The organism is Nocardia sp. NPDC005745 (genome assembly GCF_040630775.1).
GTDB lineage: Bacteria > Actinomycetota > Actinomycetes > Mycobacteriales > Mycobacteriaceae > Nocardia.
Map to the genome: position 1 here is coordinate 32,902 of NZ_JBEXYF010000007.1, position 25,405 is coordinate 58,306.

General features: G+C 69.0%; 21 protein-coding genes and 3 tRNA genes. 6 read left to right on the forward strand and 18 right to left on the reverse strand.

From position 1 onward, the window contains the following. Positions 1-4: 4 nt before the first annotated feature. On the forward strand, positions 5-832 hold the full coding sequence (locus tag ABZ420_RS09600) for a hypothetical protein (protein ID WP_357119515.1): 828 nt from the start codon (positions 5-7) through the stop codon (positions 830-832). A gap of 4 nt (positions 833-836) precedes the next feature. Here the strand turns inward: ABZ420_RS09600 and ABZ420_RS09605 are convergent, their stop codons facing one another. The 5 genes from ABZ420_RS09605 to ABZ420_RS09625 all read right to left on the reverse strand — a co-directional run bounded on the left by ABZ420_RS09605 (position 837) and on the right by ABZ420_RS09625 (position 7,601). Beyond that, the gene (locus ABZ420_RS09605) at positions 837-2,246 is read right to left on the reverse strand and encodes a M1 family metallopeptidase (protein WP_357119518.1); all 1,410 of its coding nucleotides are present in this window, start codon (positions 2,244-2,246) and stop codon (positions 837-839) included. A 73-nt stretch (positions 2,247-2,319) separates the two neighbouring features. Next, on the reverse strand, positions 2,320-2,958 hold the full coding sequence (locus ABZ420_RS09610) for a LysE family translocator (protein ID WP_357119521.1): 639 nt from the start codon (positions 2,956-2,958) through the stop codon (positions 2,320-2,322). Between the two features lie 53 nt (positions 2,959-3,011). Continuing rightward, complete coding sequence (locus ABZ420_RS09615) at positions 3,012-3,680, reverse strand: DUF3239 domain-containing protein (protein WP_357119524.1); 669 nt, start codon at positions 3,678-3,680, stop codon at positions 3,012-3,014. A gap of 41 nt (positions 3,681-3,721) precedes the next feature. Continuing rightward, positions 3,722-5,380 carry a DNA repair helicase XPB gene (locus tag ABZ420_RS09620; protein WP_357119527.1) on the reverse strand — a complete coding sequence of 553 codons (1,659 nt, stop codon included), beginning with the start codon at positions 5,378-5,380 and terminating at the stop codon, positions 3,722-3,724. Between the two features lie 154 nt (positions 5,381-5,534). Next, positions 5,535-7,601, reverse strand: coding sequence for an acyltransferase family protein (locus ABZ420_RS09625; protein WP_357119969.1), 2,067 nt, complete (start codon positions 7,599-7,601; stop codon positions 5,535-5,537). Positions 7,602-8,199: 598 nt separating this feature from the next. Between ABZ420_RS09625 and ABZ420_RS09630 the strand changes: the two genes are divergently transcribed. Further along, positions 8,200-8,844, forward strand: coding sequence for a LysE family translocator (locus ABZ420_RS09630; protein ID WP_040864787.1), 645 nt, complete (start codon positions 8,200-8,202; stop codon positions 8,842-8,844). Positions 8,845-8,879: 35 nt separating this feature from the next. Here the strand turns inward: ABZ420_RS09630 and ABZ420_RS09635 are convergent, their stop codons facing one another. The 3 genes from ABZ420_RS09635 to ABZ420_RS09645 form a co-directional block, all read right to left on the reverse strand. After that, positions 8,880-9,452 carry a dihydrofolate reductase family protein gene (locus ABZ420_RS09635; RefSeq protein WP_357119530.1) on the reverse strand — a complete coding sequence of 191 codons (573 nt, stop codon included), beginning with the start codon at positions 9,450-9,452 and terminating at the stop codon, positions 8,880-8,882. 51 nt (positions 9,453-9,503) lie between these two features. After that, positions 9,504-10,670, reverse strand: a complete 1,167-nt coding sequence (locus ABZ420_RS09640) for a pyridoxal phosphate-dependent aminotransferase (protein ID WP_357119533.1) — start codon at positions 10,668-10,670, stop codon at positions 9,504-9,506. A 79-nt stretch (positions 10,671-10,749) separates the two neighbouring features. Continuing rightward, positions 10,750-11,661 carry a sigma-70 family RNA polymerase sigma factor gene (locus tag ABZ420_RS09645; RefSeq protein WP_357119536.1) on the reverse strand — a complete coding sequence of 304 codons (912 nt, stop codon included), beginning with the start codon at positions 11,659-11,661 and terminating at the stop codon, positions 10,750-10,752. A gap of 100 nt (positions 11,662-11,761) precedes the next feature. On the opposite strand from ABZ420_RS09645, the gene ABZ420_RS09650 reads away from it, so the two are divergent. Beyond that, positions 11,762-12,373 carry a GNAT family N-acetyltransferase gene (locus ABZ420_RS09650; RefSeq protein WP_357119538.1) on the forward strand — a complete coding sequence of 204 codons (612 nt, stop codon included), beginning with the start codon at positions 11,762-11,764 and terminating at the stop codon, positions 12,371-12,373. Positions 12,374-12,445: 72 nt separating this feature from the next. On the opposite strand, the gene ABZ420_RS09655 is transcribed toward ABZ420_RS09650, so the two are convergent. The 3 genes from ABZ420_RS09655 to ABZ420_RS09665 form a co-directional block, all read right to left on the reverse strand. After that, a complete protein-coding gene (locus ABZ420_RS09655; RefSeq protein ID WP_062968553.1) occupies positions 12,446-13,537 on the reverse strand; it encodes a 3-deoxy-7-phosphoheptulonate synthase in 1,092 nt (363 codons plus the stop codon). A gap of 235 nt (positions 13,538-13,772) precedes the next feature. Then, positions 13,773-14,243, reverse strand: a complete 471-nt coding sequence (locus ABZ420_RS09660) for a carboxymuconolactone decarboxylase family protein (RefSeq protein ID WP_062968555.1) — start codon at positions 14,241-14,243, stop codon at positions 13,773-13,775. Positions 14,244-14,357: 114 nt separating this feature from the next. Beyond that, positions 14,358-15,236 carry an oxidoreductase gene (locus ABZ420_RS09665; protein ID WP_357119542.1) on the reverse strand — a complete coding sequence of 293 codons (879 nt, stop codon included), beginning with the start codon at positions 15,234-15,236 and terminating at the stop codon, positions 14,358-14,360. A gap of 134 nt (positions 15,237-15,370) precedes the next feature. On the opposite strand from ABZ420_RS09665, the gene ABZ420_RS09670 reads away from it, so the two are divergent. Next, entirely contained in the window at positions 15,371-16,987 is a 1,617-nt protein-coding gene (locus tag ABZ420_RS09670; RefSeq protein WP_357119544.1) for an AMP-binding protein, read from the forward strand. A gap of 54 nt (positions 16,988-17,041) precedes the next feature. Here ABZ420_RS09670 and nbtS read toward each other — a convergent pair whose 3' ends face one another. Then, positions 17,042-18,352 carry a nocobactin biosynthesis salicylate synthase NbtS gene (nbtS, locus tag ABZ420_RS09675; RefSeq protein WP_357119547.1) on the reverse strand — a complete coding sequence of 437 codons (1,311 nt, stop codon included), beginning with the start codon at positions 18,350-18,352 and terminating at the stop codon, positions 17,042-17,044. A 281-nt stretch (positions 18,353-18,633) separates the two neighbouring features. On the opposite strand from nbtS, the gene ABZ420_RS09680 reads away from it, so the two are divergent. Next, positions 18,634-21,102, forward strand: coding sequence for a glycerol-3-phosphate 1-O-acyltransferase (locus ABZ420_RS09680; RefSeq protein ID WP_357119550.1), 2,469 nt, complete (start codon positions 18,634-18,636; stop codon positions 21,100-21,102). A gap of 39 nt (positions 21,103-21,141) precedes the next feature. After that, positions 21,142-22,554 carry an HAD-IB family hydrolase gene (locus tag ABZ420_RS09685; protein ID WP_357119553.1) on the forward strand — a complete coding sequence of 471 codons (1,413 nt, stop codon included), beginning with the start codon at positions 21,142-21,144 and terminating at the stop codon, positions 22,552-22,554. Positions 22,555-22,788: 234 nt separating this feature from the next. Here ABZ420_RS09685 and ABZ420_RS09690 read toward each other — a convergent pair whose 3' ends face one another. The 6 genes from ABZ420_RS09690 to ABZ420_RS09715 all read right to left on the reverse strand — a co-directional run bounded on the left by ABZ420_RS09690 (position 22,789) and on the right by ABZ420_RS09715 (position 25,393). Continuing rightward, positions 22,789-23,508, reverse strand: a complete 720-nt coding sequence (locus ABZ420_RS09690; protein ID WP_357038667.1) for a polyprenol monophosphomannose synthase — start codon at positions 23,506-23,508, stop codon at positions 22,789-22,791. A gap of 213 nt (positions 23,509-23,721) precedes the next feature. After that, positions 23,722-23,904, reverse strand: coding sequence for a hypothetical protein (locus tag ABZ420_RS09695; protein ID WP_040864775.1), 183 nt, complete (start codon positions 23,902-23,904; stop codon positions 23,722-23,724). Positions 23,905-23,978: 74 nt separating this feature from the next. Further along, positions 23,979-24,659: a GAP family protein gene (locus ABZ420_RS09700; protein WP_357119556.1), complete on the reverse strand. Its 681-nt coding sequence runs from the start codon at positions 24,657-24,659 to the stop codon at positions 23,979-23,981. Between the two features lie 426 nt (positions 24,660-25,085). After that, a tRNA-Phe gene (locus ABZ420_RS09705) sits at positions 25,086-25,159 on the reverse strand. A gap of 58 nt (positions 25,160-25,217) precedes the next feature. Then, positions 25,218-25,291 (reverse strand) — tRNA-Asp (locus ABZ420_RS09710). 29 nt (positions 25,292-25,320) lie between these two features. Continuing rightward, positions 25,321-25,393 (reverse strand) — tRNA-Glu (locus ABZ420_RS09715). Between the last annotated feature and the right edge of the window lie 12 nt (positions 25,394-25,405).

Sequence of the window (25,405 nt, forward strand, 5' to 3'; positions counted from 1 at the left end):
CAGTATGACGCTCGAGGACGTCGCGCGCGACCTGTACGGGCTGCCGCCCGCGCAGTTCGTCGCCGCGCGCACCGACCGGGCGGCCGCGGCGAAGCAGGCGGGCGACAAGCGGCTCGCGGCCGCCATCGGCAAGCTGCGCAAACCCACCCTGACCGCCTGGACGGCGAACCTGCTGTCCCGGGCGGCGCCGGACGACGTGGCCGCCTTGCTGCGCCTCGGCGCTGCCCTGGCCGCCGCTCAGCGCAACCTCTCGGCCGACGAGTTGCGTGACCTGACCGCGCAGCGACAGCAACTGGTCAACGCGCTCGCCGAGAAGGCGGGCGCGCTCGCCGCCGGACAAGGGCATCCGGTCGGCGATGGCGTCGTCCGGGAGGTCGGCCAGACGTTGACCGCGGCGCTCGCCGAGCCGGAGGTGGCCGAGCGGCTGCGCGCGGGAACGCTCGTCACGGCCGCGAGTTACGAAGGCTTCGGGCCGAGCGGACCCGATCTGGTCCCGGTCCCCGAACCGGCCGCCCGGCCGGGGCGAGCGGCAGCGCGGCAGAAACAGGACGACAGCGCACGCCGTGAACTGGCGGACGCCCAGGACGCGCTCGAAACCGCCCGCGCCACGGAGGAATCGGCCCGCTCCGCCCTCGAGGACGCGACCGGTGAACTGTCCTCGGTCGAGGAACGCATCGCCGCGTTGCGCGACGAGCTCGAGCACGCCGAACAGCAGCGGCAGTTCCGCAAGTCGGCCGAGCGGTCGGCCGAGGACGAACTCCACGCCGCACGACGGCAGCTGGAGCGGGCCGAACGCAGGGTCGCGAAGGCCCGGCAGCGCGCGGAGGCTTGACGGATCAGCTGAGCAGAGCGCCTGGGAACAAGTATTCCCGCGGCGGCGGCGCGGTGGTGTTCAGCCACGCGTGGAAGAAACCGGTCAGATCCATGGGCGATCGGGACTGCACGAAGGCGCGGAACTCCGGTATCGAGGCGTTGCCGTAGGCGTGCGCGGCGAGGAAGTCCCGAACGGCGGTGAAGAACACCTCGTCGCCGATCTGCCTGCGCAGCGCGTGCAGGAACAGCGGGCCGCGGTAGTAGACGGAGGTGAACTCGCGCCCGGCGCCGGGGTTCTCCAGCGGGATGTTCCAGAACCGCTCGTTGTCGTGATAGTTCCGGATGGTCTCGCGGTAGTCGTCGTCGACGTTCTTGCCCTCCACCCGCTCCGGCCACAGGTAGTCGGCGGTATAGCTGGCGAAGCACTCGTTCAGGCAGATGTCCGACCACTGACGCACCGACACCCAGTCGCCCCACCACTGGTGTGCGATCTCGTGCACGACGGTCTGCAGATCGGTCCTCGGCGCGTAGAGCGGGCGGGTCTGGGTCTCCAGCGAGAAGGTGATGTCGGCGTCGAAGTAGATGCCGCCCGCCGCCTCGAACGGGTAGGGCCCATAGAGCTTTTCGGAGAAGTCGAGGATCTCCGGCAGGCGCAGCTCGAGTTCACGATGGCGATCCTGCGTATTCGGCGCGAACGCGCTGACCAGCGGAGTGCCGTTGGCCCTGCGCTGCTCGAGGTAGTCGAACTTGTCGATCGCGACGGTGGTGAGGTAGCCGAGCACCGGCTGGGCGTTGACCCAGCGCACCGTCCGCTTGTCGCCGCGCACCGCGTTCTCGGTCCGCACCCCGTTGGAGACCACTTCCCACTCCGCGGGAACGGTGGCGGTCAGGGTGAAGGTGGCCTTGTCCAACGGGGTGTCGTTGAGCGGATACCAGCTGGTCGCCGAATGCGGCTCCCCGGCGACGAACGCGCCGCCGCTGCGCGCGAAGGTCCACCCTTCGCCCTCGGTGTTCGCCGCGGGGCCCGCGTAGTCGACGGTGACGGTGAACGCCAGGCCGGGCAGCAGCGGGAGCAGCGGCGTCACGGTCAACTCGTGCTCGCCGTTGCGCTCGAAACCGGCGGGCTGCCCGTTCACCGACACCATCCGCACCTCAGGCCCCGCGTAATCGAGGTTGAACACGCGCAGGGGCTGGGTGGCGACCGCGGTCACGGTGGCGGTGCCGGTCAGTGCACGGCTCGGCGGGTCGTAGTCGATGCCGACGTCGTAGTGGTGGACGTCGTAGCCGCCGTTGCCGTCGAGCGGATAGTACGGATCGCCCAGGCCCGGCGCGCCGACCAGCGGGTCCGGGGACGGGTCCGCGTGCGCGGGCACCCAAGGCACCGCGACGAATACGCACGCGACCGCGGCGCACATCCGGCCGGACAACTTCATACGAACGACCAACCCCTCTCCACCCCGCCTCTTGCCGGCACCGGCGCACCGACTTCGCTGGATGGTAACGGCTTCAGTCGCCACTTCCGGTCAGCGCCACCGACGCGCCGACACCGAAGATCATCACCCCGCCCGCGCCACCGACCGCCTCCAGCCTGCGCGGCGACCTGGCGAACCAGGACCTCGCCGAAGCGGCCAGCAGCGCCCAGGCACTGTCGGACACCAGTGCGATGGCCAGGAAGACGGTGCCGAGCAGCAGGAACTGCCACGACAGCGAGCCCGCCGCCGGATCGGCGAAGTGCGGCAGGACCGCGGAGAAGAAGACGATCGCCTTGGGGTTCGTGAGCCCGACGATCGCGCTCTGGCGCAGCACGCGCGCGTGGGGCGCCGGTTCGATCGTGGCGCCCATCGCCACGCGCAACGCCGAGCGCTGCCGAATCGCCTGGATTCCCAGGTACATCAGATACAACGCGCCCGCGAACTTGACCACGGTGAGCGCCAGCGCCGACGCCGAGAGCAAGGTTCCCAGCCCGATGGCGACCAGGACCAACGCGACGTAGACGCCCGCGGCGTGCCCGAGCACGGAGAGCAACGCCGCGCGCCGCCCGAGCGTGAGCGCGCGACCGATAGTGAACAGCACGCCGGGCCCCGGCACGACGATGATGACGAAAGCGGCGGCGACGAATGCCAGCAGATCGGACGCTGGGACCATGTTTCGAGTGTAGGCGCCCGAGCCCCGGCGAAAGCGTAGGTTTCGCAGCCGGATCAGGAGCCGAGTTCACCCGGTAGCTGGTGCGGGTCGAGCAGCAGGCGTTTCGCCGCGGAGCGCCGCACCTTCTCGGCGAGCGCGAGATTGTCGGTGAGCAACCGCCACTCGGCCTCGCTGATCGCGGCGCGGGCGCGGGCGATGACGGTGTCGTCGGTGGTGCCCCAGGCGATCGGCATGGCGCTCACCGACTGCCAGCGCTCGCCCACCTGCCGCGGCGCCCGGTCGGTGCGCACCGCGACCGATGGCACGCGCTCCCCCGCCTTGGCCTCATGGCCGGGGAGGGCACGGACCTTGCGGGTCACCAAGGCGAAACGCGGGTCGCTCGTGTCCGGAGTGGACACGTCGACCAAGGCGAGCAGCACCACGCCGGAGGGCCGGGCCTCGGAGATCACCGCCGGAATCAATTCGCCGTCGGCGTAGAGCTTGTCGATGCTGGAATGCCACGGCGTCCACAGGGCGACCCACAGCGCCGTCACCGCGCCGAGCGCGAAGGCGATCGCGAGCAGATACGCCCAGGGGTGGTTCAACCAGATCAGGAACGCCGTCCCGGTCGCCGCGACGACCGCGGCGGCGATCGCCAAGAGGCGCAGGCGGCGAAGGTCGGCGAAGACTTCGTTGACCGCGTGAGCGTGCCTGCGGTCCACCGCGAATTCGAAGCGTCGCACGCCCTCATTCCTAGCACAGTTTGCGGAGGGAATGCCTCCGCTTATCCGATGGCGGGGCCGAGCAAGTCGTCGGCATCCGTGATGCGATAGGCATACCCCTGTTCGGCGAGAAAACGCTGCCGATGTGCGGCGTATTCGGCGTCGAGAGTGTCGCGCGCCACGACCGAATAGAAATGCGCCTGGCCTCCGTCGTGTTTCGGGCGCAGCAGCCTACCGAGACGCTGCGCCTCCTCCTGTCGCGAACCGAAGGTACCCGAAACCTGCACGGCCACGGACGCTTCCGGCAGATCGATGGAGAAGTTCGCCACCTTGCTCACCACGAGCACCGGGATCTCGCCGCGCCGGAACGCGTCGAAGAGCTCCTCGCGCTCCTTGGTCTTGGTCGAACCCTGGATCACCGGGGCGTCGAGTGCGGCGCCGAGTTCGTCCAACTGGTCCAGATAGGCGCCGATCACCAGGCTCGGCGCGTCCTGATGCCGGGCCAGGATGGATTCGACCACAGCGATCTTGGTGTGCGCGGTGGAGCACAGCTTGTAGCGCTCCTCCGGCTCGGCGGTCGCGTAGGACATCCGCTCGGCGTCGGTGAGCGTGACCCTGACCTCGATGCACTCGGCGGGCGCGATCCACCCTTGGGCCTCGATGTCCTTCCACGGCGCGTCGTAACGCTTCGGGCCGATCAGCGAGAACACGTCACCCTCCCGGCCGTCCTCGCGCACCAGCGTCGCGGTCAGGCCGAGCCTGCGACGGGACTGGAGATCGGCGGTCATCCGGAAGACCGGCGCGGGCAGCAGGTGCACCTCGTCGTAGATGACCAGGCCCCAGTCGCGGCTGTCGAACAGTTCCAGGTGCTTGTACTCGCCTTTGGTGCGGCGGGTGATCACCTGGTAGGTGGCGATGGTGACCGGGCGGATCTCCTTGCGCTCACCGGAGTACTCGCCGATCTCCTCCTCGGTGAGTGAAGTGCGCGCGAGCAGCTCACGCCGCCACTGCCTGCCCGCCACCGTGTTGGTGACCAGGATCAGCGTGGTCGCCTTCGCCTTGGCCATGGCCGCGGCGCCGACCATCGTCTTGCCCGCGCCACAGGGCAGCACCACCACCCCGGAGCCGCCCGCCCAGAACGAGTCGGCGGCCATCTGCTGGTAGTCGCGCAGATGCCAGCCGTCGGTGGCGTAGTCGAGTTCGATCTCGTGCGCCTCGCCGTCGACGTAGCCCGCGAGGTCCTCGGCGGGCCAGCCGATCTTCAGCAGCATCTGCTTGATGTGGCCGCGCTCGGACGGGTGCACCACCACCGTGTCGTCATCGATGCGCGCGCCGAGCATCGGCGCGATCTTCTTGTGCCGGAGTACCTCCTCCAGCACCGCGCGATCCAGGCTGATCAGCGTCAACCCGTGCGCGGGATGCTTGACCAGCTGCAACCTGCCGTAGCGGCCCATGGTGTCCACCACGTCCACCAGCAACGGCTGCGGCACCGCGTACCGGGAGAAGCTGACCAGCGCGTCCACCACCTGCTCGGCGTCGTGCCCGGCCGCCCGCGCGTTCCACAGCGCCAGCGGCGTCACCCGGTAGGTGTGCACGTGCTCCGGCGCCCGTTCCAGCTCGGCGAACGGCGCGATCGCCTGCCGCGCCGCATCGGCCAACTCGTGGTCGACCTCCAGCAGCAGCGTTTTGTCGCTCTGCACGATCAGCGGACCGTCGTTCACAGTCCCTCCTCAGCTAGATTCCCCGCCATTCTCCCCGACCCCTCCGACAACCCCGCAGGTTACCGGCCCTTCCCGCGAGGCGCGGGTGCGGCAGTGACCGGGTGCAACGCGGGAACGACGCGATGTCTTCCCGCGAACCGCACCCGCGGCCGGCTCAGCCGCCGGCGAGCGCGCGTTCGGCGAGCGCGCCGATCACCGGCGCGAGCGCCATGGCGTAACCGCTGGTGAGGTGGTTGTCGTCCCGGTAGACGAGGTTGTTGCCGACGATGACGGGACAGCGGGCCGCGGTGCAGAACAGCGAGGTCAGGTCGGCGTATCGGCCGCCGCCCGCCGTGACCGCCGCGTGCTCGGCCGCGATGCCCGCGTCGTCGACCGCGACCGGCCGGGCGGGGGCGCATGCCGAAGCGTCATCGATGTGCTCGGCCACGCACGCGGGCACGGTGGCGTGTGGATCGGGAACTCCGCCGAGGACGAGGACGGTCGATCCGGCGGCTCGCAGCTCGACGACCAGGCGCTCGAGGCTGTCGATCCACGCCTGGTCGTAGGACACGAAGCCGAAGTCGCCACCGTAGCGCCGGGACATGCCGACCACGATCAGCCGGGGCCGCTCGTTGCGCAGCCGGGTCATGATCTGCCCGCGCCACTGCTCGCATTCGGAGTACGAGCGGCCCAGATAGGGGCTGGTGATGGGCAGGTCGAGCAGCGGACAGGTGACCTTGGCCATGGTCTCCAGCCGCCAGTGGCGTGACACGGCGATCTGCTCGAACGCCGGTTGCCACATCGCCGCGTGGGAATCGCCGACCAGGGCCACCGTGGTGGCCGCGTCCGTAGCGCCGGACGCGCACTCACCCTGGCCCACGTCGTGCCAGGACCGGAAGCAACCGTTGTCGAACACCTCCGCTCGATCGCCGCGCGCACTCGCCAGGGAGGGGGTGAGGTTCGACGGAACAGCACGAATCTCGGCCGAGGCGGCGACCGCCGATCGGGTCTGCGCCGTCAACTGCTCGACCGCCTCGGTGTGGGGGTCGGTGGCGGTGGCAGGCGCGGCCGGTGTGGTCAGCGTGAGACTTCGCGCCGCCATGCCACGGCCGACCGGGGCGGGCACGATCATGAGCAGCGCCAGCGCTACACAGATGGCCGTCGCGGTGCTCACGCCGCCGCACGCGAGACTGAGCCTGCCCGAACGTGTCAACCGGTCGGTGAAGCGCACCGGATCCTCGATCAGCCGCTGGGTGAGTATGGCGAGTCCACCGGCCACGGCGACCGCGCCCAGCGCGCCGACCAGCCCGAGGGGGCGGCCGAGCGCCTGCGGCGCGATCACCAGCACCGGCCAGTGCCAGAGGTACCAGGAATAGGACACTTTGCCGATCGCCCGCAGCTCCGGCACGGCCAGGACTCGGCCGACCCCGAATCGCGTCACGGCGCAGCCGGATGCGATCACCAGGACCGCGCCCAGCACGGGCAGCAGCGCAGCGGTCCCGGGATATGGCGCCTTCTCGGTCAGCCGAGCGCAGGCCGCCGCGATCAACCCCAGTCCGGCCCATCCCGCGGACACGGCCGCCCATGGCGGCAACCGGGACCACACGACCACCGACAGGGCCACCATGCCACCGGCAGCCAGTTCCCAGGCCCGCGCGGGCAGCGCGAAGAACGCCCACGGTGGCAGCGTCCGGGTCCAGCTCAGCGAGACCGCGAAGGAGAGCGCGGCGACCACCGCCAGGACGATCAGATACGGCAGCGGTGCGGCCGGGCCGTTTCGCCGCCGCCGGACGAGCCAGGCCGTCGCGATCACGAGCGCGGGCCACAGCAAATAGAACTGCTCCTCCACACCGAGTGACCAGAAATGCTGGAACGGCGAGGGTAGCGTGTCAGCGGCCAGGTAATCGGTGCCGTGCGCGGCCAAACGATAGTTCCCGGCATACAGCGCGCTCGCGATCCCGTCGCCGAGAGCTTCGCGAGCCTGCATCGGCGGCAACAGCACGGCCGCTGCGATAGCCGTGGCGACGAGCACTATGCCCGCGGCGGGCAACAGCCTGCGCGCACGCGCGCCGTAGAACCGAACCAATTCGACCGTGCCCGTCTCGGCCGCTTCCCGGCAGAGCATTCCGGTGATGAGAAATCCGGAAATGACGAAAAATACGTCCACACCGACGAATCCACCGCCGATCCCCGGCACACCCGCATGAAACAGGACGACGGCCAGCACCGCGACCGCCCGCATTCCCTCGATATCGCCCCGAAATCCCGCTCTCGGCAACGCGCCGCCGAACCGGTCGACCCGCCGATTTCCCAACCCGCTGACCGTGGCCGCCATGGGCAGCATTGTCATCGGTTTCGTGAACCGAGTCCCGCCGACGCGCCGCCGACCTACACCCTGACCAGGATGTTCGATCGACCACGGCAATTCCCGACCGCTGAGCTCCGCCGCAGCCGACGAGCCGACAACCCCTGCAGCAGGTTCCATACCCGCGCACTCGCGGCAAGCAGTTGCCCGATCCGATAGCGGCGCGCGGGTATCGCCGCAACGGCACCAGAGCGCGGGATGATGATCCGCTTACCAAACCACACCGGGCCGACAGAACCTGTTTATATATACGACTGGTCGAGCCGGTCGAAAAAGGGAAATCCATACGAGCAGGGAGTACTTTCACCGCTTCCGCAGTGGCGATGTGTTGCGTCCGGATACGCGCCTCGAGCCGGTGCCGCCGCAGTCGCCGGGAAGCATCGGGTATTTCCAGCCGGCTCCATGAGGTGACTCCCGTCCAGCGGGTGTGAAGTGGACCGCGACAGGGGGCGGTGGGGCGGGTGAGGATCGGGGCATGATCGAGATGGCGGCGGTGGTGGGGGTCGCGGTGGCGGCGTTGGGGATGGTGCTCACGCCAGGGCCGAACATGATGTATCTGGTGTCACGGACGGTTTCGCAGGGGCGGCGGGCCGGGCTGGTGTCATTGGCGGGGGTGGCGGCCGGGTTCGGCGTGTATCTGGCGGCGGCGACCGCGGGGATCACGGCGGTGTTCGCGGTGGTGCCGGGCCTGTATCTGGCGGTGAAGCTGGCGGGGGCCGCGTATCTGGGGTGGCTGGCGTGGCAGGCGGTGCGGCCGGGAGGCGTTTCGGTGTTCGCGCCGACGGCGCTGGCGGCGGACCCCACCCGACGGCTGTTCACGATGGGGCTGGTCACCAACTTGCTGAATCCGAAGATCGCGATCATGTACATGGCGTTGATTCCGCAGTTCGTCACGCCGGAGCACGGTCGGGTGTGGTTGCAGAGCCTGTGCCTGGGGGCGGTGCAGATCGCGGTGGCGCTCAGTGTGAACGGCCTGATCGTGCTGGGCGCGGGCGGTCTCGCGACGTTCCTCACCGGGCGCCCCAGGTGGCTGCGCGTCCAGCGCTACGTCACCGGCACCATGCTCGGCACCATCGCCGCTCTGCTGGCCACCGACCGCGCCCGCCCCACCCCGGCCTGACCGGGACCGGGGCGGGACATGCTCATCAGCGGAGGCTAGCGCTCGACTCGGCGTTGGTCGGCCGGGTCCGTCAAGCGATAGTGCAGTTCCGCGAATTGACCGGCTCGTTCGACGCCGGTGAGCCGCATCCGGGAGGACAGCAGGCGCCGCGGCAGCAGCGGTGCGCCCGCGCCCAACGTCACCGGAGCCACACTCACCATGATCTCGTCGAGCAGTCCGGCGTCGGCGAATTGTCCGGCGAGGTCGCCGCCACCGACGATCCAGATATTGCGATCACCGGCCGCCTCGGTCATCTCCCGGTGGACCGCCTCGATCGCCTCCGAGACGAACCGGAGATTCGCGCCGGGTATCGCGGGGAGATCGCGGTGGGTGAAGACCCAGCACGGAAGGTCGCCGTAGTACTCATGCCAGCTCTCCGGCGGCTCGTTGGCCACCATCCACTCGTAGGTGGTCGCCCCCATGCACATCGCGCCGACCTGTGCGAGGAAGCCCGCGATGCCCGCCTGCGCCTCGTCCGCTCCGTCCACCTCGAAAAGCCAGGTGAGCGAGTTTTCCGGATCGGCGAGGTACCCGTCGAGGCTGGTTGCCGTGTAGTACTGAGTTGCCATGGCATGAACGATGCCTGCGAAACCTGACAGTTCACGGCAGGGTTCGGCGAATCATCCGCGACGCAATCGCCGCACCCCCTCGTCCAGCGTCTCGTCGCGCTTGCAGAAGGTGAAGCGCACCAGGTGGTTCCAGGCGGCGGTGTCGTCGGCGAACACGCTGACCGGTACCGCCGCCACCCCTTGACGCTTCGGCAGTTCACGGCAGAACGCCACACCATCGGCGATGCCCAGCGGGGTGATATCGGCGACGACGAAGTAGCCGCCCGCGCTCGTGTACACCCGCATCCCCATGTCGGCGAGCGCGGCGGACAGACGAAGACGCTTCTCGGACAACGCCTCCCGCAGCTCACGCACCCAGCCCAGCTCGTGGTCGATCGCATGCGCGACCGCGGGCTGGAACGGCCCGCCCGCTACGAAGGTCAGGAACTGTTTGGCCGCGAGCACCCCGACGATCAGCTCGGCGGGCCCGCACGCCCACCCGGTCTTCCACCCGGTGACGCTGAAGGTCTTCGCCGCGCTGGACACCACGATCGTCCGTTCGGCCATGCCCGGCAGAGTCGCGAGGCTGATGTGCTCGGCGCCGTCGTAGGTCAGGTGCTCGTAGACCTCGTCGGTCAACACCAGAATGTCATGCTCGCAGGCGATTTCGGCGATCGCCTGCAAGTCCGGGCGCCCGAGCACGGTGCCGGTCGGATTGTGCGGCGAGTTGACGATCAGCATCCGGGTCGCGGGGGTGATCGCGGCACGCAGGCTGTCCAGGTCGAGCACGAACCGGTCCCCGTCGGCCACCAAGCGCGCCGTGCGCCGCCGGGCACCGGCCAGCGCCACGGCCGCCGCGTACGAGTCGTAGTACGGCTCGATCAGCACTACCTCTTCGCCCGGCTCCACCAAGCCGAGCACCGCGGCGCTGATCGCCTCCGTCGCGCCCACGGTCACCAACACTTGAGACTCGGGGTCGTAGCCGGTCCCGTAGCGCCGGGCCCGGTCGTCGGCCACGGCTCGGCGCAGCACCGGCATGCCGCGCCCGGGCGGGTACTGGTTGAGCCCGTCGGCGATGGCACGGCGCGCCACTTCCAGCATGCTCGCGGGCCCGTCGCTGTCGGGGAAGCCCTGACCCAGGTTGACCGCGTCGTGCCGGACGGCGAGCTCGGTCATCTCGGCGAAGATGGTCGACGCGAAGGGGCGCAGGCGGGCAACGGTCTGGTGTCGCGAGGGCATAACCGGAGACTAGCCCCCTATCTCGACGCCATCTCGAACGCCGGAGGCCGCCGGGCAGGCCGGGGCCATCGCGCCGGGCTCAACCCAGCCGAACGCCGCCCAACTTGGCCGGATTCGCCAGATCGTAGGCCCCCCAGACCACGCCGTCACGCACCGTGAAGCCGACCACCCGCGCGGGGTAACCGGCCCGGCCCTCGGACGCCGGACGAGCCGCGACCCGCAGCCCCAACTGCCCGTTCACCGACACGAACTCATAGACCGGCGACGCGTCCTCCAGCCCGTACTTGCGCACCAGACCCAGGTAGAAACGGGCGATGCGATCCGCGCCGCGCAGGACGTTGATCGCGGTGGCGGTGGTGCCGTTGGCATCGCCGATCATCACCGCGTCCGGATGCAGCGCCGCCGCCACGGCGGTCACGTCACCGGAACTCAGCGCGAGGAGAAAGCGCTGCACAGCGGCCTCGTGCTCGGCATCGGGCACCGGCTGCGGCGTCTGCGTCACCGCCTTGCGGGCACGGACCGCCAGTTGCCGCGCGGCGTCGGCTGAGATGCCGAGGATGTCGGCGATCTCGTCGAACGGCACCGACAACCCGTCGTGCAGCACGAAGGCCACGCGCTGCGGCGGCGTCAGGGTGTCCAGCACGATCAGCGCGGCGAACCGGCACTCCTGCTTGCGCACCACGGCTTCCAGCGGGTCGGGCGCGCTCGACGGCGTGCGCGCGGTGACCACCGGTTCCGGCAGCCACTGGCCCACGTAGCTCTCCCGCCGCGCCGCCGCGCTACGCAGCCGGTCCAGGCAGATACGGCTCACCACGGTGGTCAGCCAAGCCCGCAGGTCGTCGATCTCGGACTGGTGCGCGCCCGCCAAGCGCAACCAGCTCTCCTGGACCGCGTCCTCGGCATCGCCGACGCTGCCCGTCAGTCGATAGGCGACCGAGAGCAGATGCGCCCGATGTGACTCGAACAGGTCGGAAAGCAGCGCGGCAACCATCGAGGAAGAAGTCTACGGTCCGGTTCGAAACGTTCCCGCACGGCATCGGCGGCGAGGTAAACCGGGTGATCCGCCGAACCTTTCGTGACAGCATGACGCGATGGACCACCATGCGCTGTCGAACGGGACGATCTGGCTGTCGCCCCCGACGACGGACGATATCGACACGATCACCGAGTGCTGCCAAGATCCGGCCATCGCGGAGTGGGTGACCATCCCGGTGCCGTACGTCCGGGACAGCGCCGTCACCTTCATCGAGAAGATGGTCGTCCCCGGTTGGGCGGCGCGCAGCCCGATCTGGGCGGTGCGGCTGCGTGCCGACGGACCGGTGATCGGCACGATCGGTCTCGGCGCGGTCGACGAGAGCGCGGCGGAGATCGGTTTCTGGCTCGCTCCGGCGCAGCGGTCGCGCGGCCTGATGACGCAGGCGGTGGAGCTGGTGTGCCAGTTCGGGTTCCGCGCCGACGGCTTGGCCCTGGAACGGATCGCCTGGCGCGCGTACGTGGGCAACTACGCTTCGGCCGCGGTCGCCCGGCGCGCCGGATTCCGGTACGAGGGAATGTGCCGGCTGGGCAGCATCCAACGCGGACGACGCCGCGACCACTGGCTCGCCGCCCGGCTGCGCACCGACCCGCCCGGTCCGGCGGGCGACTGGCCCGCCGAGTTCACCCGTGGCGCGACGCCGATCGCGCAAGCACCCGGCCCCGCGTGAGCGACCGCCGCGCGCAACCTCGGCTGTCCACGCCGGTCATGCCGTGCGCGCGGCCCGTCGGCTCGGGCCGAATCAGCTCTCGCGGCGCTGCCGCACCGCCTCGGCCAGGCGGTCCAGCTGGCTCGCGGTGGTTTCCCAGTCCAGGCAGGCGTCGGTGATCGACTGCCCGTAGGCGAGCTCGTCGGCGTGGCCGAGGGTGAGGTCTTGGCGTCCCGCGACCAGGAAGCTCTCCAGCATGACGCCGACGACCGCGGTCTCGCCCGCCGCCAGCCGCCGCGCGATGTCGGTGACCACGTCGACCTGCTTGTTGTGGTCCTTGTTGCTGTTGCCGTGGCTGGCGTCCACCACGATCCGCTCCGGCAACGACGCCTTCTCCAGCCGCAGGCACGCCTCGGCGACCGAAGCCGCGTCGTAGTTCGGTCCGTTGCTGCCGCCGCGCAGGATCACGTGGCAGTCCGGGTTGCCGGTGGTGCGGATGAGCGCGGAACGACCGTCGAGGTCGGTGCCGGGGAAGACGTGACTGGCTGCCGCGGCGCGCACACCGTCCACCGCCACCTGGACGTCGCCGTCGGTGCCGTTCTTGATCCCGACCGGCATCGACAACGCACTGCTGAGCTGGCGGTGCACCTGGCTGGCCGCGGTGCGCGCACCGATCGCGCCGTAGGACACCAGGTCCGCGATGTACTGCGGGGTGATCGGGTCGAGGAACTCACAGGCCACCGGAAGGCCGAGGGCGGTGATGTCGACCAGCAGCTTGCGGCCGAAGCCGAGTCCGGTGTTGACATCGAACGAGCCGTCCAGATGCGGGTCGTTGATCAGGCCCTTCCAGCCCAGGCTGGTGCGCGGCTTCTCGAAGTAGACCCGCATCACCACATGCAGCCGGTCGCCGAGTTCGGCGGCCTTCGCCGCGAGACGGCGCGCGTAGTCGAGCGCGGCGGCGGGGTCGTGCACGGAACACGGGCCGACGATCACCATCAAGCGATCATCCGCACCGTTCAGCACGTCGACGGTGGCTTTGCGTCCAGCACGAACGGTGTCGGCGAGGGCATCGGTGATCGGATGCACGCGACGCACCTCCGCGGGCGAACGCAGCGGGCTGACGTTCAGGGTGCGTTGATCATCCAGATCGGAATGCCGTGCGTCGACGTCGGCTGCGGTTGTCATGTCGTGGGTTCCTTTTCTCGGGGCCGACCCACGGACGAGAATCCCGTCGAGCCGGTCCATCGTCCGGCTCGGGGTGGAAGTTCGTCAGCGCATGTGGTTGCCGCAGACCAGCCCACCCGGGGCCGGCTTGCTAAACCAGAAATACACGTGCTGCACGTCCGGGACAGTACCATCCGACAACCGATCGGTGAACGAGGTTGTTAGATATGCCACGGTGTCGGTGGTCGGCGCGGAGTCACCCCCACTGGCCCGGTACGTAACTCCCCGCCGGAGTGCGCGCGATGACGTTCATCCGGTTCCAGGCGTTGATCATCGCGATGGCGGCGATGAGTGCGGCGATCTGGTCGTCGTCGTAGTGCTTGCGCACTTCCTGCCACACCTCGTCGCTGACCGCGCGACCGTCGCCGATCCGGGTGGCCTCCTCGGTGAGCGCCAGTGCGGCCCGCTCGGCGTCGGTGAAGACGGTGGCCTCGTGCCACGCGGCGATCAGATTGAGCCGCACCGAGGTCTCGCCCGCGTGCGCGGCGTCCTTGGTGTGCATGTCGGTGCAGTAGCCGCAGCCGTTGATCTGGCTGGCCCGAATCTTCACCAATTCATAGGTCGCGGCATCGAGGGTCGAGTCGTTGATCACCTTGGAGGCCATGGTGAGTCGCTTGATGAAGCTGCCGCCGACCGGGTTGGAGAAGAGTTCGAAGCGCTGTTCCATGATGTCCGTCCTTTGTCGTTCCTTGCGGGTACATCAAGAGGACGGCGCGGCGCGGCGGAGTGTGACAACGTACGGTGAGACCTGGATCACATCACCCGGCAGGCTGGGTGGCGCTTATCGGGTGAAGGCGTAGGTGACTCCGGTCAGCTTCTCCGACAGCTGCCACAAGTCGGCCGCGACCTTCTCGTCCTTGGACGCTTTCGACGATCCGGAAGGCCCCGGATATCCACGCATCCCGCCGAATCCGACCGGGCCGTAGTAGCCGCCGGGCTCGACGTCGGTGGTCGCGGCGTACAACGTCGGCAGCGCGCCCATCGCGGCGCTCTGCGCGAATACCTGGTTGCCCAGCGACATCACCCGGTCCATGAACGACTCGGTGTGCGACTGCAACTCGGTGGACGCGTAGCCGGGATGCGCGGCGACCGAGACCTTCGACGAGCCCGCCGCGGTCAATCTGCGCTGCAACTCGCGAGCGAACATCAGGTTGGCGAGCTTCGCCTGCCCGTAGGCGGCCCACCGCTGATACTTGCGCCGCTCCCAGTTGAGATCGTCCAGGTCGATCTTGCCGACCTGATGCGCACCGCTGGAGACGGTGACGATCCGGTCCGAGATCTTGCCCAGCAGTAGCCCGGTGAGCGCGAAGTGACCGAGATGATTTGTGCCGACCTGCTTTTCGAATCCGTCGGCGGTGCGACCTTCGGGCACGGCCATCACGCCCGCGTTGTTGATCAGGACATCGGCCCCGTCGACGCCCTCAGCGAACGCCCGGACCGACGCGAGATCGGCCAGATCCAGCTCGCGTACCTGCGCCCGGTCACCCAGCTCGGCGGCCACGCGCTCCCCTTTGGTCACATTCCGGCAGGCGAGCACCACCTCGCCGCCCGCAGCGGCCAGCGCGCGCACCGCCTCGGCTCCCAGGCCACTGTTGGCCCCTGTCACGATGAACTTCCGACCGCTCTGGTCGGGGATGTTCGAGGTGTCCCACCTGCTCATGCCGGAAAGTCTAGTGCGCGGCGGCACCGGGCGGCAGAGTCGAACACGCCCGGGCCGGTCGGAGCGTCGCCATCTCAAGTAGGGTTGCCTAACCTACATCAGGGAACCCTGGCTTGATTCTTGTGAGGCAGACCGTGACTTCCATACCGACCGAGTCCGCGCATCGCGACGGCTACGTACCTTTCCCGGCGGCCGAGGCCGAGGAGTACCGAGCCGCGGGCTACTGGGCCGGACGCCCGCTCGGGGACCTCTTGCGGGCGACCGCGCTCCGGCATCCACTGCGTCCCGCGCTGCTCGACGCGCAGGGCTCACGCAGCTACGCCGACATCGACGCCGCCGCGGACCGGATGGCCCACGGACTGCTCGCGCTCGGCATCGCCCCCGGCGACCGCGTGGTGGTCCAGCTGCCGAACGTGCCCGAGTTCCTGACCGTCCTGTTCGGCCTGCTGCGCGCCGGGATCATTCCCGTGTTGAGCCTGCCCGCCCATCGACGGGCCGAAATCGAGCACCTGGCACGGACTTCCGACGCGGTCGGCTACATCATCGCCGACCGGGCGGGCGATTTCGATTACCGGGACCTGGCGGCGACCGTGCGAGACGCGGTGCCGTCGCTGCGCCACGTCCTGGTACTCGGCGATCCCGGGCCGTTCACCGACCTCGCCTCGATACCGCGTGCCGACGGCGAACTGCCCGAGATCGATCCGGGTGACATCGCCTTGATGCTGGTCTCCGGCGGCACCACCGGCCTGCCGAAGCTGATCGCGCGCACGCACGACGACTATCTCTACAACGCCACCGCCAGCGCCGAACTGTGCGAACTCAGCGAGCGGGACGTGTACCTCGCTACCCTGCCCGCCGCACACAACTTCCCCCTGGCCTGCCCCGGGATCCTCGGCACCGTCGGGGTCGGTGGCGCAGTCGCCTTCGTCAGCGACCCGAGCCCGGAGAACGCGTTCGCCGCGATCGAGCGGCACCGGGTCACGGTCACCGCCGTCGTGCCGCCGCTGGCCCAGCTCTGGTGCGCGGCCACCGAATGGGAAGAGGCCGACCTGACTTCGCTGCGCCTGCTCCAAGTGGGCGGCGCGCGACTGGCCGAGGTCAACGCCAAGGAAGTTACCCCGGCGCTGGGCGCGACCTTGCAGCAAGTGTTCGGCATGGCCGAGGGCCTGCTCAATTACACCCGGCTCGACGATCCCGCCGAACTGGTGCACACCAGCCAGGGCCGTCCGCTCTCCCCAGCCGACGAGATCCGCGTGGTGGACGGCGACGGCAACGACGTGGCGCCCGGCGCCGAGGGCGAACTGCTGACCAGGGGTCCGTACACGATCCGCGGCTACTACCGCGCACCCGAGCACAACGCGCGCGCGTTCACCCCGGACGGCTTCTATCGCAGCGGAGACCTGGTCCGCCGCCTGCCCAGCGGGCATCTCGTGGTGTCCGGCCGGATCAAGGACGTGATCAACCGCGGCGGCGAGAACGTCTCCTGCGACGAACTCGAGGAGCACCTGCTCGCCCATCCCGCCGTCCGGCACGCCGCCGCCGTCGGGCTGCCGGACGCGGCGCTGGGCGAAAAAGTCTGCGCCGTCTTGGTCGTCGACGGCGAGATGCCCACGCTGGCCGAGATCAAGACCTTCCTGACCGCGCGCGGGCTGGCCACCTACAAGCTGCCGGACGTGCTGCGCCGCAGCGACGAATTGCCGATCACCGCGGTGGGCAAGATCGACAAGAAGGCCTTGCGCGCCGAGCTGTAGCACTGCCGGAAGACCGACCGGCAGCGCATCATCGGTGCTGCCCGTTCGCCTTCCCTACGCCTTGACGACGTAGGGCGCGATGCTGCCCAGCTTCTCGCAGGTCTCCTCGAACTCGCGCTCCGGCCGCGACTGGCCGACGATGCCCGCGCCCGCGCGCAGCCAAGCTCCCTCGGCGTTCTGGTACACCGCGCGCAACACGAGGGTCGCCTCCATCGCGCCGGTCGGCGAAACGGTCACCACCGCACCGGAATACAGCCCGCGCGGGTCGTGATCGAGCCGGAACACCGAGTCGACGCCCGCGCGCTTGGGAATCCCAGAGGCGGTCACCGACGGGAACAGCACCTCCAGCGCGTCCCAGCTGGACCGGTCGGCCGCCAGCCGTCCACGCACCGTGGACGCCAGATGCTGCACACTGCCCCGCTCACGCACGGCCATGAAATCCGATACCGCGGGCGTGCCGGGGTCCGCGACGGCCGCGATCTCCGCGAACGAGGTCTGCACCGAGATCGCGTGCTCGACGATCTCTTTCGGGTCGGTCACCAGGTCGGCCCTGGCGGCGAGATCGGCCGCGGAACCACGCCCGAAGGCCCGGGTACCCGCCAGCGGTTCGGTGGTCACCACCCGGTCGTCGTCCACCGACGCGACCAGTTCGGGGCTGAAGCCCGCCGCTTCCAGGCCGCCGAGCCGCAGCAGGAACGAGCGCGCGGGCGTGTTGTACGCGCGCCCGAGGCGATAGGTGGCCGGAACGTCCACGGTGAACGGCAGATCGACCTTCCTGGACAGGATGACCTTCTGATACCGCCCGGCCCGGATCTCGCCGACCGCCTCGGCCACCCGGTCCCGGTAGCCGGTCGGATCGATGCGGATGTCGGCAGGCTGCGCCCGCGGCAGTTCGGTGTTCTGCGACTGCGCGATCAGGTCGTGGATGTCGCCGGTCTCCGTCGGCGTCGCACCCGATATCCGCACGCCGGATTCGCCCACCCGCACCTCGATTCGAGGAATCATCAGGTGCGCGATCGCGGTGCGCGGGTCCAAGTGCTCGGTGGCGTCGAGCGCCCACGCGCAGAACTCGAATCCGATCCATCCGTAGGCGTTGCGCCCGTCGAGGGGAAGCGCGCCGAGCGCGCGGTCGATCACGCCCGCCGGATTGCCTTCCCACCGGCCGGCCGTGGTCTGCCCCTCCCAGGTGACGCGCAGCTCCCGCACGTCCAGCTCGACACTGCCGATCGGATCGGCGGCGAACACCCACTCCCCCGGACGCTCGTACATCACGTACTCGCCGAACCGATCCGCCCCCGCCAGCCGGGACATCGCTGCCGCCGGATCGGTCACATACTCAACCCGCAGGCGTTCCGTGGTCGACAACGATCCTCCAAAGGTAACCCTGGCCTAACTTATGCAGGTAAGGTTAGCATTACCTCCTTCACCATGCGGGTGTGCTCGCGGCCACAGCCCGGACGGCGACGACCCTCGGGAGGCGGAGGTCCCCGTACCGCAAGTACTTTCGCCGTGCTCGCCCCGCATCCCGTTCGACGATCACGCCATCCGTGCCCGCCGAACCGAACTCGACGCGCCGACTGCCTGCGGGGAACGCACCCGCCGGGATTGAATAGTGGAGAGCGTCACCTGCGGAGGGAAGAACATCGATGATCGATCACCGCGGCGATTCACCCGCGACAGTCCGGCCCGGGACCGCACCGCAATCGGTGGTGGCCCTGATCGACGCCGCCTCGGGGGTGGAACGAGAACTCGTCGGCAAGTGGCTTGCCGACGGCGGGATCAGCGCGGAGTTCGGCACCGACGCACCGGTCACGCAGCTGGACCTGGACGCGGGCGCCATCGCCGCCCGGCTGGTCGGCAGACGCGACGATCCGCTGGTGGTGCCGATCCGCGTGCTGTGGCTGCCCCCGGAACGCGACGGCGTTCGCCGCGTCACCTTCGCCGATCTCGCCCTGCTGACCAACCCGCGCAAGCCCAACCGGCTGGCGCAGCGCAGGCTGCTGGCCAAGTCGCCGGACCGGCACGTCGTGCTGACCGGCGCGCCCGCCCGGCTCAGCGAGCTGCGTGTGAACAACCCGGAGGCTTCGACGCTGTTCGACAAGGGCAGCGCCGAGCCGTTCGCCCGCGCCGTCGTGCGCGCGGCGGTGGTGGCGCTCGAACGCGCCGAACGCACCATCATCGGCGACCGGTACAAGGTGCCCAAGCTGGTCGCGGAGGAGATTCTCGACTCCCCCGACTTCCTGCGCAGGCTGGAGCTGATCGCCGACCAGATCGGGGCGAGCCCGCACGAGGTGTACCGCCGCGCGGAGAAGGGGCTCAACGAACTGGTCGCCGCCCAGAGCAGGCTGGTCTCCGACCTGTTCACCCAGGCCATGCGGCCGGTGCACGCCTCGACCTGGAAGGTGGACCCCGACGAGTCCGGCCTCACTGGGTTGCGCGATCTCAACCGCCGCTATCCGCTGGTGTTCCTGCCCTCGCACCGCTCGTACGTCGACGCGTTCGTGCTGGGAGACGTACTGGCCCGCAACGACTTCCCGCCGAACCACGTGATCGGCGGCGCGAATCTGGGCTTCTGGCCGATGGGCCCGATCGCCCGGCGCACCGGGACGGTGTTCATCCGGCGCAGTTTTGGCGACGACGAGGTCTACAAGGCCGTCGTGGAGGAGTACTTCGCCTACCTGCTGGCCAAGCGCTTCAACCTGGAGTGGTACTTCGAAGGCGGCCGCACCCGCACCGGCAAGCTGCGGCCACCGCGCTACGGCTTGCTGAACTACCTTGCCGCGGCGGTTCGTTCGAACCGCATCGACGACGTCATGCTGGTGCCCGTCTCGATCACCTACGAGCGGCTCAACGAACTCGGCGCCATCGCCACCGAGCAGGAAGGCGGCAAGAAGAAACCCGAGGGGCTGACCTGGCTGGCGCGCTACATCCGCAGTCAACAACACTCCGCCGGGCACGTCTACGTCCGCTTCGGCGAGCCGCTGTCGGCCCGCGATCGGCTTTCCGCGTACGGCGATCCGCTCACGACCCCGCCGCTGACCATCCCGCTGCACCACACCGAGCCGATTCCGCCGCCGCGCCCCGAAGCGGGCGTCGTCGACAGCGATCCGCCGGAAGTCGCCGAGCTGGAACGGAAGGCCGTGCAACGGCTGGCTTTCGAAGTCGCGGTCGGCATCAACGCGGTCACGCCGATCACGGTCAACGCGCTGGTCACCCTGGCGCTGCTGGGAGTGGACGGGCGCGCCCTCACCCTCGGCGAGGTGCGCACGGTGCTCAACCCGGTGCTCGGCTACATCGACAAGCGCGAGCTGCCCCGCGGCGAACTCGACGCGCTGCGCGACGAACAGGGCCTGGCCGTGGTGCTGGAACAGCTTTCGATTGCCAAGGTGGTGACGGTGTATCGCGGCGGGATCGAGCCGGTGTACTCGATCGAGCCGGGTGCGCATCTCGAAGCCGCCTTCTACCGCAACAGCGCCGTGCACTGGTTCGTCAACCGCGCCATCCTCGAGCTGTCCATCCTGGCCGCGGTCGACGACGACGAGGCCGATGCCCTCGACACCGGCTGGGACGAGGCTTTCCGCCTGCGCGATCTGCTGAAATTCGAGTTCTTCTTCCCCGAGCGCGGCGAGTTCGCCGATCAGATGGTCGCGGAGATGCTCCTGGTGGATCCGGACTGGTACAGCCACACCCGGCGCGACACCTTCGGCTCGGACATCCTGGCGAAGCTCACCGCCTCCGGCTTCACCATGGCCCACCGCGTGCTGCGCTCCTTCGTCGACGCGCAGCTGGTGGTGGCCGAACGGCTCGCCGCCCGGGACGCGAGCGACGAGATCGACCGCAAGGAGTTCATCACCGAATGCGTGGCGGTCGGCAAGCAGATGAAGTTGCAGCAACGACTGCACAGCCCGGAGTCGGTCTCCACCGAGTTGTTCACCAGCGCCCTGAAGCTCGCCGACAACTACGGCCTGCTGGAGACGGTGGCCGACGACGACCCGGAACAGAGCCGCGCGGAATTGCTGCGGCGCAGAATCGAATTCGCCGAACGTTTGCGCGATATCGGGACCCGCATCGCGCAGGCCGCCGCGCTCGACCCGTCCAACCGGGAGGCACGGTGACCGATCGACGCGAAAGCATGGCGGTATCCAGGAGGTTCGATGACCGACGCGCGCGCTGATCTCGACACCGCGCTCGCCGCCATACGCTCCGGACCGCAGGGCCGCGCGATCGCCGCGGTCTTCGATTTCGGTGACACTGTCGTCGACGGCCCCGGACCGCGGCACCGGCTGCGCCGCAAGCCCGCCGACGTGCTGCTCGGCGGCATCCGTAAGCACATGACCGACGGCGAATACAGCCGGTTCCTCCGGGAGCTGTCCGAGGCGCTGGCCGGGCGTTCCCAAGAGGAACTCGACGAACTGGGCAGGCGTCTGTTCCAGCACACCGTCTACGAGTACCTCTACCCCGAGGCGTGGCAGCTGATCCGGACGCACCGAGCGGCCGGGCACACCATCGTCCTGGTCAGCTCGCTGACCCGGTTCCAAGTCGCCCCCGCCGCCGCGCAACTGGGCATCGAGCACGTGCTCTACACGCCCATGGCCACCGACGAGGGCGTGCTTACCGGGCATCCCGACGGAAAGGCGCTGTGGGGCAACCGCAAGGCCGAGGCGGTCGCCGAGTTCGCCGCCACGCACGAGGTGGATCTGAGCCGCAGCTACGCCTATGCCGGCGCGATCGCCGACCTGCCCATGCTGTCGCTGGTGGGGCGTCCCGTGGCGGTGAACCCCGACGACGCGCTGAACGCCATCGCCGACCGGCAGCGCTGGAGCGAGCTGGTCTTCCGGCCGCGTCCCAGGCCGCGTCCGAGCGACTACGCGCGTACCGCCGCGGGGTTCGCCGGGCTGCTCGGCGGCGCGCTGTTCGGCGTCGCGTCGAAAGCGCCCACCAAGGACCGGCAACAGATGGCCGACGCGTTGATGGCGCACGCGGCGCGCAACACGCTGCGCATCGCGGGAGTGCGGGTGCGGGTCACCGGCGCCGAGAACGCGAGATCGCCGCGGCCCGCGGTCTTCCTGTTCAACCATCAGAGCCAGTTCGACATCATCATCGTCCCCGAAGTGCTCGGCGGCGGCGTGACGGCGATCGGCAAGAAGGAGCTGACCAAGAATCCGGTCTTCGGACCGCTCATGCGCTTCGTCGGCGTGACGTTCATCGATCGCACGAACAGCGCGCTGGCCAGGGCGGCGTTGCGCCCGGTGGTGGAGACCCTGCGCGGCGGCTTGTCGGTCGCGGTGGCTCCGGAAGGAACTCGTTCCTACACCCCCGAGGTCGGGCCGTTCAAGAAAGGCGCGTTCCACATCGCGATGCAGGCGGGGGTGCCGGTGATCCCGGTCGTCATCCGGAACGCGGGTGAGATCTGCCGGCGCAACGCGATGGTCGCCCGCCCCGGAACGGTCGATGTGGCGATCCTCGATCCGATCGACGTCAGCGCGTGGGATCCAGGCGATCTGGACGACAAAGTGGCGGAGGTACGCCGGTTGTTCGTCGACACACTCCTGAATTGGCCCCGCTGATCAGCTGAGAGCACGCCGCGCAGCTCTTCCCTGTTCGGCCGCTGTACTGCCATGGGTGGTCGGCGGCGGCGCGATTGTCGCCGCGCACTCGGACGTTGTCGGTACCGGTCGCCCTGTCGGCGATGCACCTGGTGCTCGTGACGAGTCGGAGGCGATCGGCAACCGGCTCGTCAGCCGCTGACCGCAACCACAACGGGCCCGCTCCATCGGGAAGCGGGGCCCGCCGGCATGTGCTCAGACCGCGCGGCCGAACAGCAGCTTCCACGGCATGAGCGCCGACTCGAGCTGCACTTTGAGGCTCATCTTGGACGCGCCGAGTGTCCGTTCCTCGAACCGGATCGGCACCTCGGCGATCGCGACACCCTTCTTGATGGTGCGGTAGTTCATCTCGACCTGGAAGGAGTATCCGTTGCTGCGGATCGAGCCCACGTCGATGGCGCGCAAGGTGTCGGCTTTCCACGCCTTGAAGCCCGCGGTGGCGTCCTTGACGCCCAGCCGCAGGATCAGGTTCACGTAGAAGTTGGCCCAGGCCGACAGCGCCTTGCGGTACCACTTCCATTCCGAGGCGGTCGAGCCGCCCGGGACGTAGCGGGAACCGAGCACCACGCCCGCGTCGGTGGTGGTCAGCTTCTCCAGCATGGCCGGGATCACTTCCGCGGGATGCGACAGGTCGGCGTCCATCTGGATCACCACGTCCGCGCCTTCGTCCAGCGCGCGCGTGATACCCGCCACGTACGCACGCCCGAGCCCGTCCTTCTCGGTCCGGTGCAGCACACCCACCACGTTCGGCAGTTCGGCGGCCAGCTTGTCGGCCACCTCACCGGTGCCGTCCGGCGAGCTGTCGTCCACCACGAGTACGTGCAGGTCGGGCACCGGCAGCGCGGTCAGCCGCTCCACCGCAACCGGCAAATTCTCCCGCTCGTTGTAGGTCGGCACAACAACGGTAACCCTCAAGGGTCGCCCTCCCTGCTGATCCTGGTTTCCGCTCGCAGCCCACGCCAGGACCTCCGAGCATTCGTCGAGTTCTGGAGAACCGTACTCGATACACCTGATCGCGAACTGAGCGGCCGCACCCGGTGCCACACCGCCCGAGCCTCCGACCTGCGGCTCAAGATCAACTTCACCGTGCGGGGGAAGTCTTTCCGCCAGCCATTCCCCCGCGCCGCCTCAGTCGCCGTCCCGCCAGGCCCGGTCCCGGGCATCTTCGCGCGTGTTGCGCGCCTGCGCGATCTCGAGCGCACGTTCCGCGGTCGCCTGGTCCGGATACGGCCCCATCCGGTCGCGGAACCAGCACTGCCGACCTTGCTCGGCTCGTTTGTGCTTCAAGCAGTAATACCAGCGCTCAGCCATACCTCCAGCATCCCACCGAACACCACGCCTCAACCGCATTTACGCCATCCGTTGCCGGACTCGGCGACCGCAATTCACCACCAGAGGTGTCGGTAATGGATGAGCGCGTCGCACAGGAGGACCACGCCGAAGATCGCGAACAGTATGCGCACCGAAATCGGGCCGTATGTGGTGATTATGCGAACAACTTTTCGATACATCCGCCGCGCTCCGGTCGTCCGCCGCAGCGCGAGGCCGAGTATCACCAGCGGCGGCAGCAATGCGAGCGCGCAATACGCGACGACCATCAGTGGCCACAACGCGGGCAGCGGGTGCCGCGCGGAGATCATCGCGAGTCCGGCGAGATAAGGCACCGCTGTCGGAGCCTGTGCGATACCGATCGCCACGCCGAGGCCGGCGAGTATCCACGGTCGGCGGCGCAATGCCGGCGCTCGCGGCGGGGCGGCCGTTCCCGTCATTCGAATGCTCGCGAGAACGATCAACAACACCCCGGCGGCGAGTTCACCCCGGTATCGAATTGCCGGCGTGATCTCGAAGTCGATCAGATCGGTCAGAAAGCCGATGCCCAGGATGGTGCAGATCCCGAAGGCGGTGGTGACGGCGAAGACGCCCGCCAGCAAGCTCAGACCGCCCACCAGCGGCGAGCGACGGCTCAACCTGCTGTCGTAGACCACAGCCGTGGTGACGCCGATCAGCAACAGGTCGAGCGAGTCGAGGAAGGCGAACCCCGCGAGGGCGAGGAGAAGGGTCGACATGGCCGCGCCAGCCTACCCGCGGCGGCCGGGTGACCACCCGATCCCGAACCAGGATGCGGCACCGTGTGATTCACCACACCACGCGCACCGCCGACGCCCCGGCGAGCCGACGATCAAGCCCGCCCGCCACGTCGACGGACGGATGCCGTCGAATGGAATCAAATCGGCATCTCCCTCACCAAGCGGGCATCAACGCGCCGAACTGACGACGACCGGAGACCACGCAGAACAACCTCACCGAGTCCCCAGACGACACCACTCGGCAAGCGGAGAACCAAACCGAACGACAACCCCGCACGCAACGACAACGAATGGGGTCCGGGGGCGAAGCCCGCCGGGCGGGGCGTGGGGGTTGCACCCCCACAAGAAATGACGAAACGAGCCCCGTTCACGCATTCCGTGAACAGGGCTCGCCTACGAGTGGAGTGGCCAGGGCCGGGATCGAACCGGCGACCTTCCGCTTTTCAGGCGGACGCTCGTACCAACTGAGCTACCTGGCCGCAGGCACCCGAAGTGAATGCCATACGCGAAACGCCGGATATCTCCGGCGCTTACTTGCGACCCTGACGGGACTCGAACCCGCGACCTCCGCCGTGACAGGGCGGCGCGCTAACCAACTGCGCCACAGGGCCATGCTCTGCTACCAACGATCCGAAGATCGTACCCCCTACGGGATTCGAACCCGCGCTACCGCCTTGAAAGGGCGGCGTCCTAGGCCGCTAGACGAAGGGGGCTCGTCCCGGATT

What these genes read in the sequence shown, in the direction of transcription:
- ABZ420_RS09600 (WP_357119515.1), top strand. Translation starts at nt 5, where the DNA reads ATGACGCTCGAGGACGTCGCGCGCGACCTGTACGGGCTGCCGCCCGCG.
- ABZ420_RS09605 (WP_357119518.1), bottom strand. Translation starts at nt 2,246, where the DNA reads ATGAAGTTGTCCGGCCGGATGTGCGCCGCGGTCGCGTGCGTATTCGTC.
- ABZ420_RS09610 (WP_357119521.1), bottom strand. Translation starts at nt 2,958, where the DNA reads ATGGTCCCAGCGTCCGATCTGCTGGCATTCGTCGCCGCCGCTTTCGTC.
- ABZ420_RS09625 (WP_357119969.1), bottom strand. Translation starts at nt 7,601, where the DNA reads ATGCGGGCGGTCGCGGTGCTGGCCGTCGTCCTGTTTCATGCGGGTGTG.
- ABZ420_RS09630 (WP_040864787.1), top strand. Translation starts at nt 8,200, where the DNA reads ATGATCGAGATGGCGGCGGTGGTGGGGGTCGCGGTGGCGGCGTTGGGG.
- ABZ420_RS09635 (WP_357119530.1), bottom strand. Translation starts at nt 9,452, where the DNA reads ATGGCAACTCAGTACTACACGGCAACCAGCCTCGACGGGTACCTCGCC.
- ABZ420_RS09640 (WP_357119533.1), bottom strand. Translation starts at nt 10,670, where the DNA reads ATGCCCTCGCGACACCAGACCGTTGCCCGCCTGCGCCCCTTCGCGTCG.
- ABZ420_RS09645 (WP_357119536.1), bottom strand. Translation starts at nt 11,661, where the DNA reads ATGGTTGCCGCGCTGCTTTCCGACCTGTTCGAGTCACATCGGGCGCAT.
- ABZ420_RS09650 (WP_357119538.1), top strand. Translation starts at nt 11,762, where the DNA reads ATGGACCACCATGCGCTGTCGAACGGGACGATCTGGCTGTCGCCCCCG.
- ABZ420_RS09655 (WP_062968553.1), bottom strand. Translation starts at nt 13,537, where the DNA reads ATGACAACCGCAGCCGACGTCGACGCACGGCATTCCGATCTGGATGAT.
- ABZ420_RS09660 (WP_062968555.1), bottom strand. Translation starts at nt 14,243, where the DNA reads ATGGAACAGCGCTTCGAACTCTTCTCCAACCCGGTCGGCGGCAGCTTC.
- ABZ420_RS09665 (WP_357119542.1), bottom strand. Translation starts at nt 15,236, where the DNA reads ATGAGCAGGTGGGACACCTCGAACATCCCCGACCAGAGCGGTCGGAAG.
- ABZ420_RS09680 (WP_357119550.1), top strand. Translation starts at nt 18,634, where the DNA reads ATGATCGATCACCGCGGCGATTCACCCGCGACAGTCCGGCCCGGGACC.
- ABZ420_RS09685 (WP_357119553.1), top strand. Translation starts at nt 21,142, where the DNA reads ATGACCGACGCGCGCGCTGATCTCGACACCGCGCTCGCCGCCATACGC.
- ABZ420_RS09695 (WP_040864775.1), bottom strand. Translation starts at nt 23,904, where the DNA reads ATGGCTGAGCGCTGGTATTACTGCTTGAAGCACAAACGAGCCGAGCAA.
- ABZ420_RS09700 (WP_357119556.1), bottom strand. Translation starts at nt 24,659, where the DNA reads ATGTCGACCCTTCTCCTCGCCCTCGCGGGGTTCGCCTTCCTCGACTCG.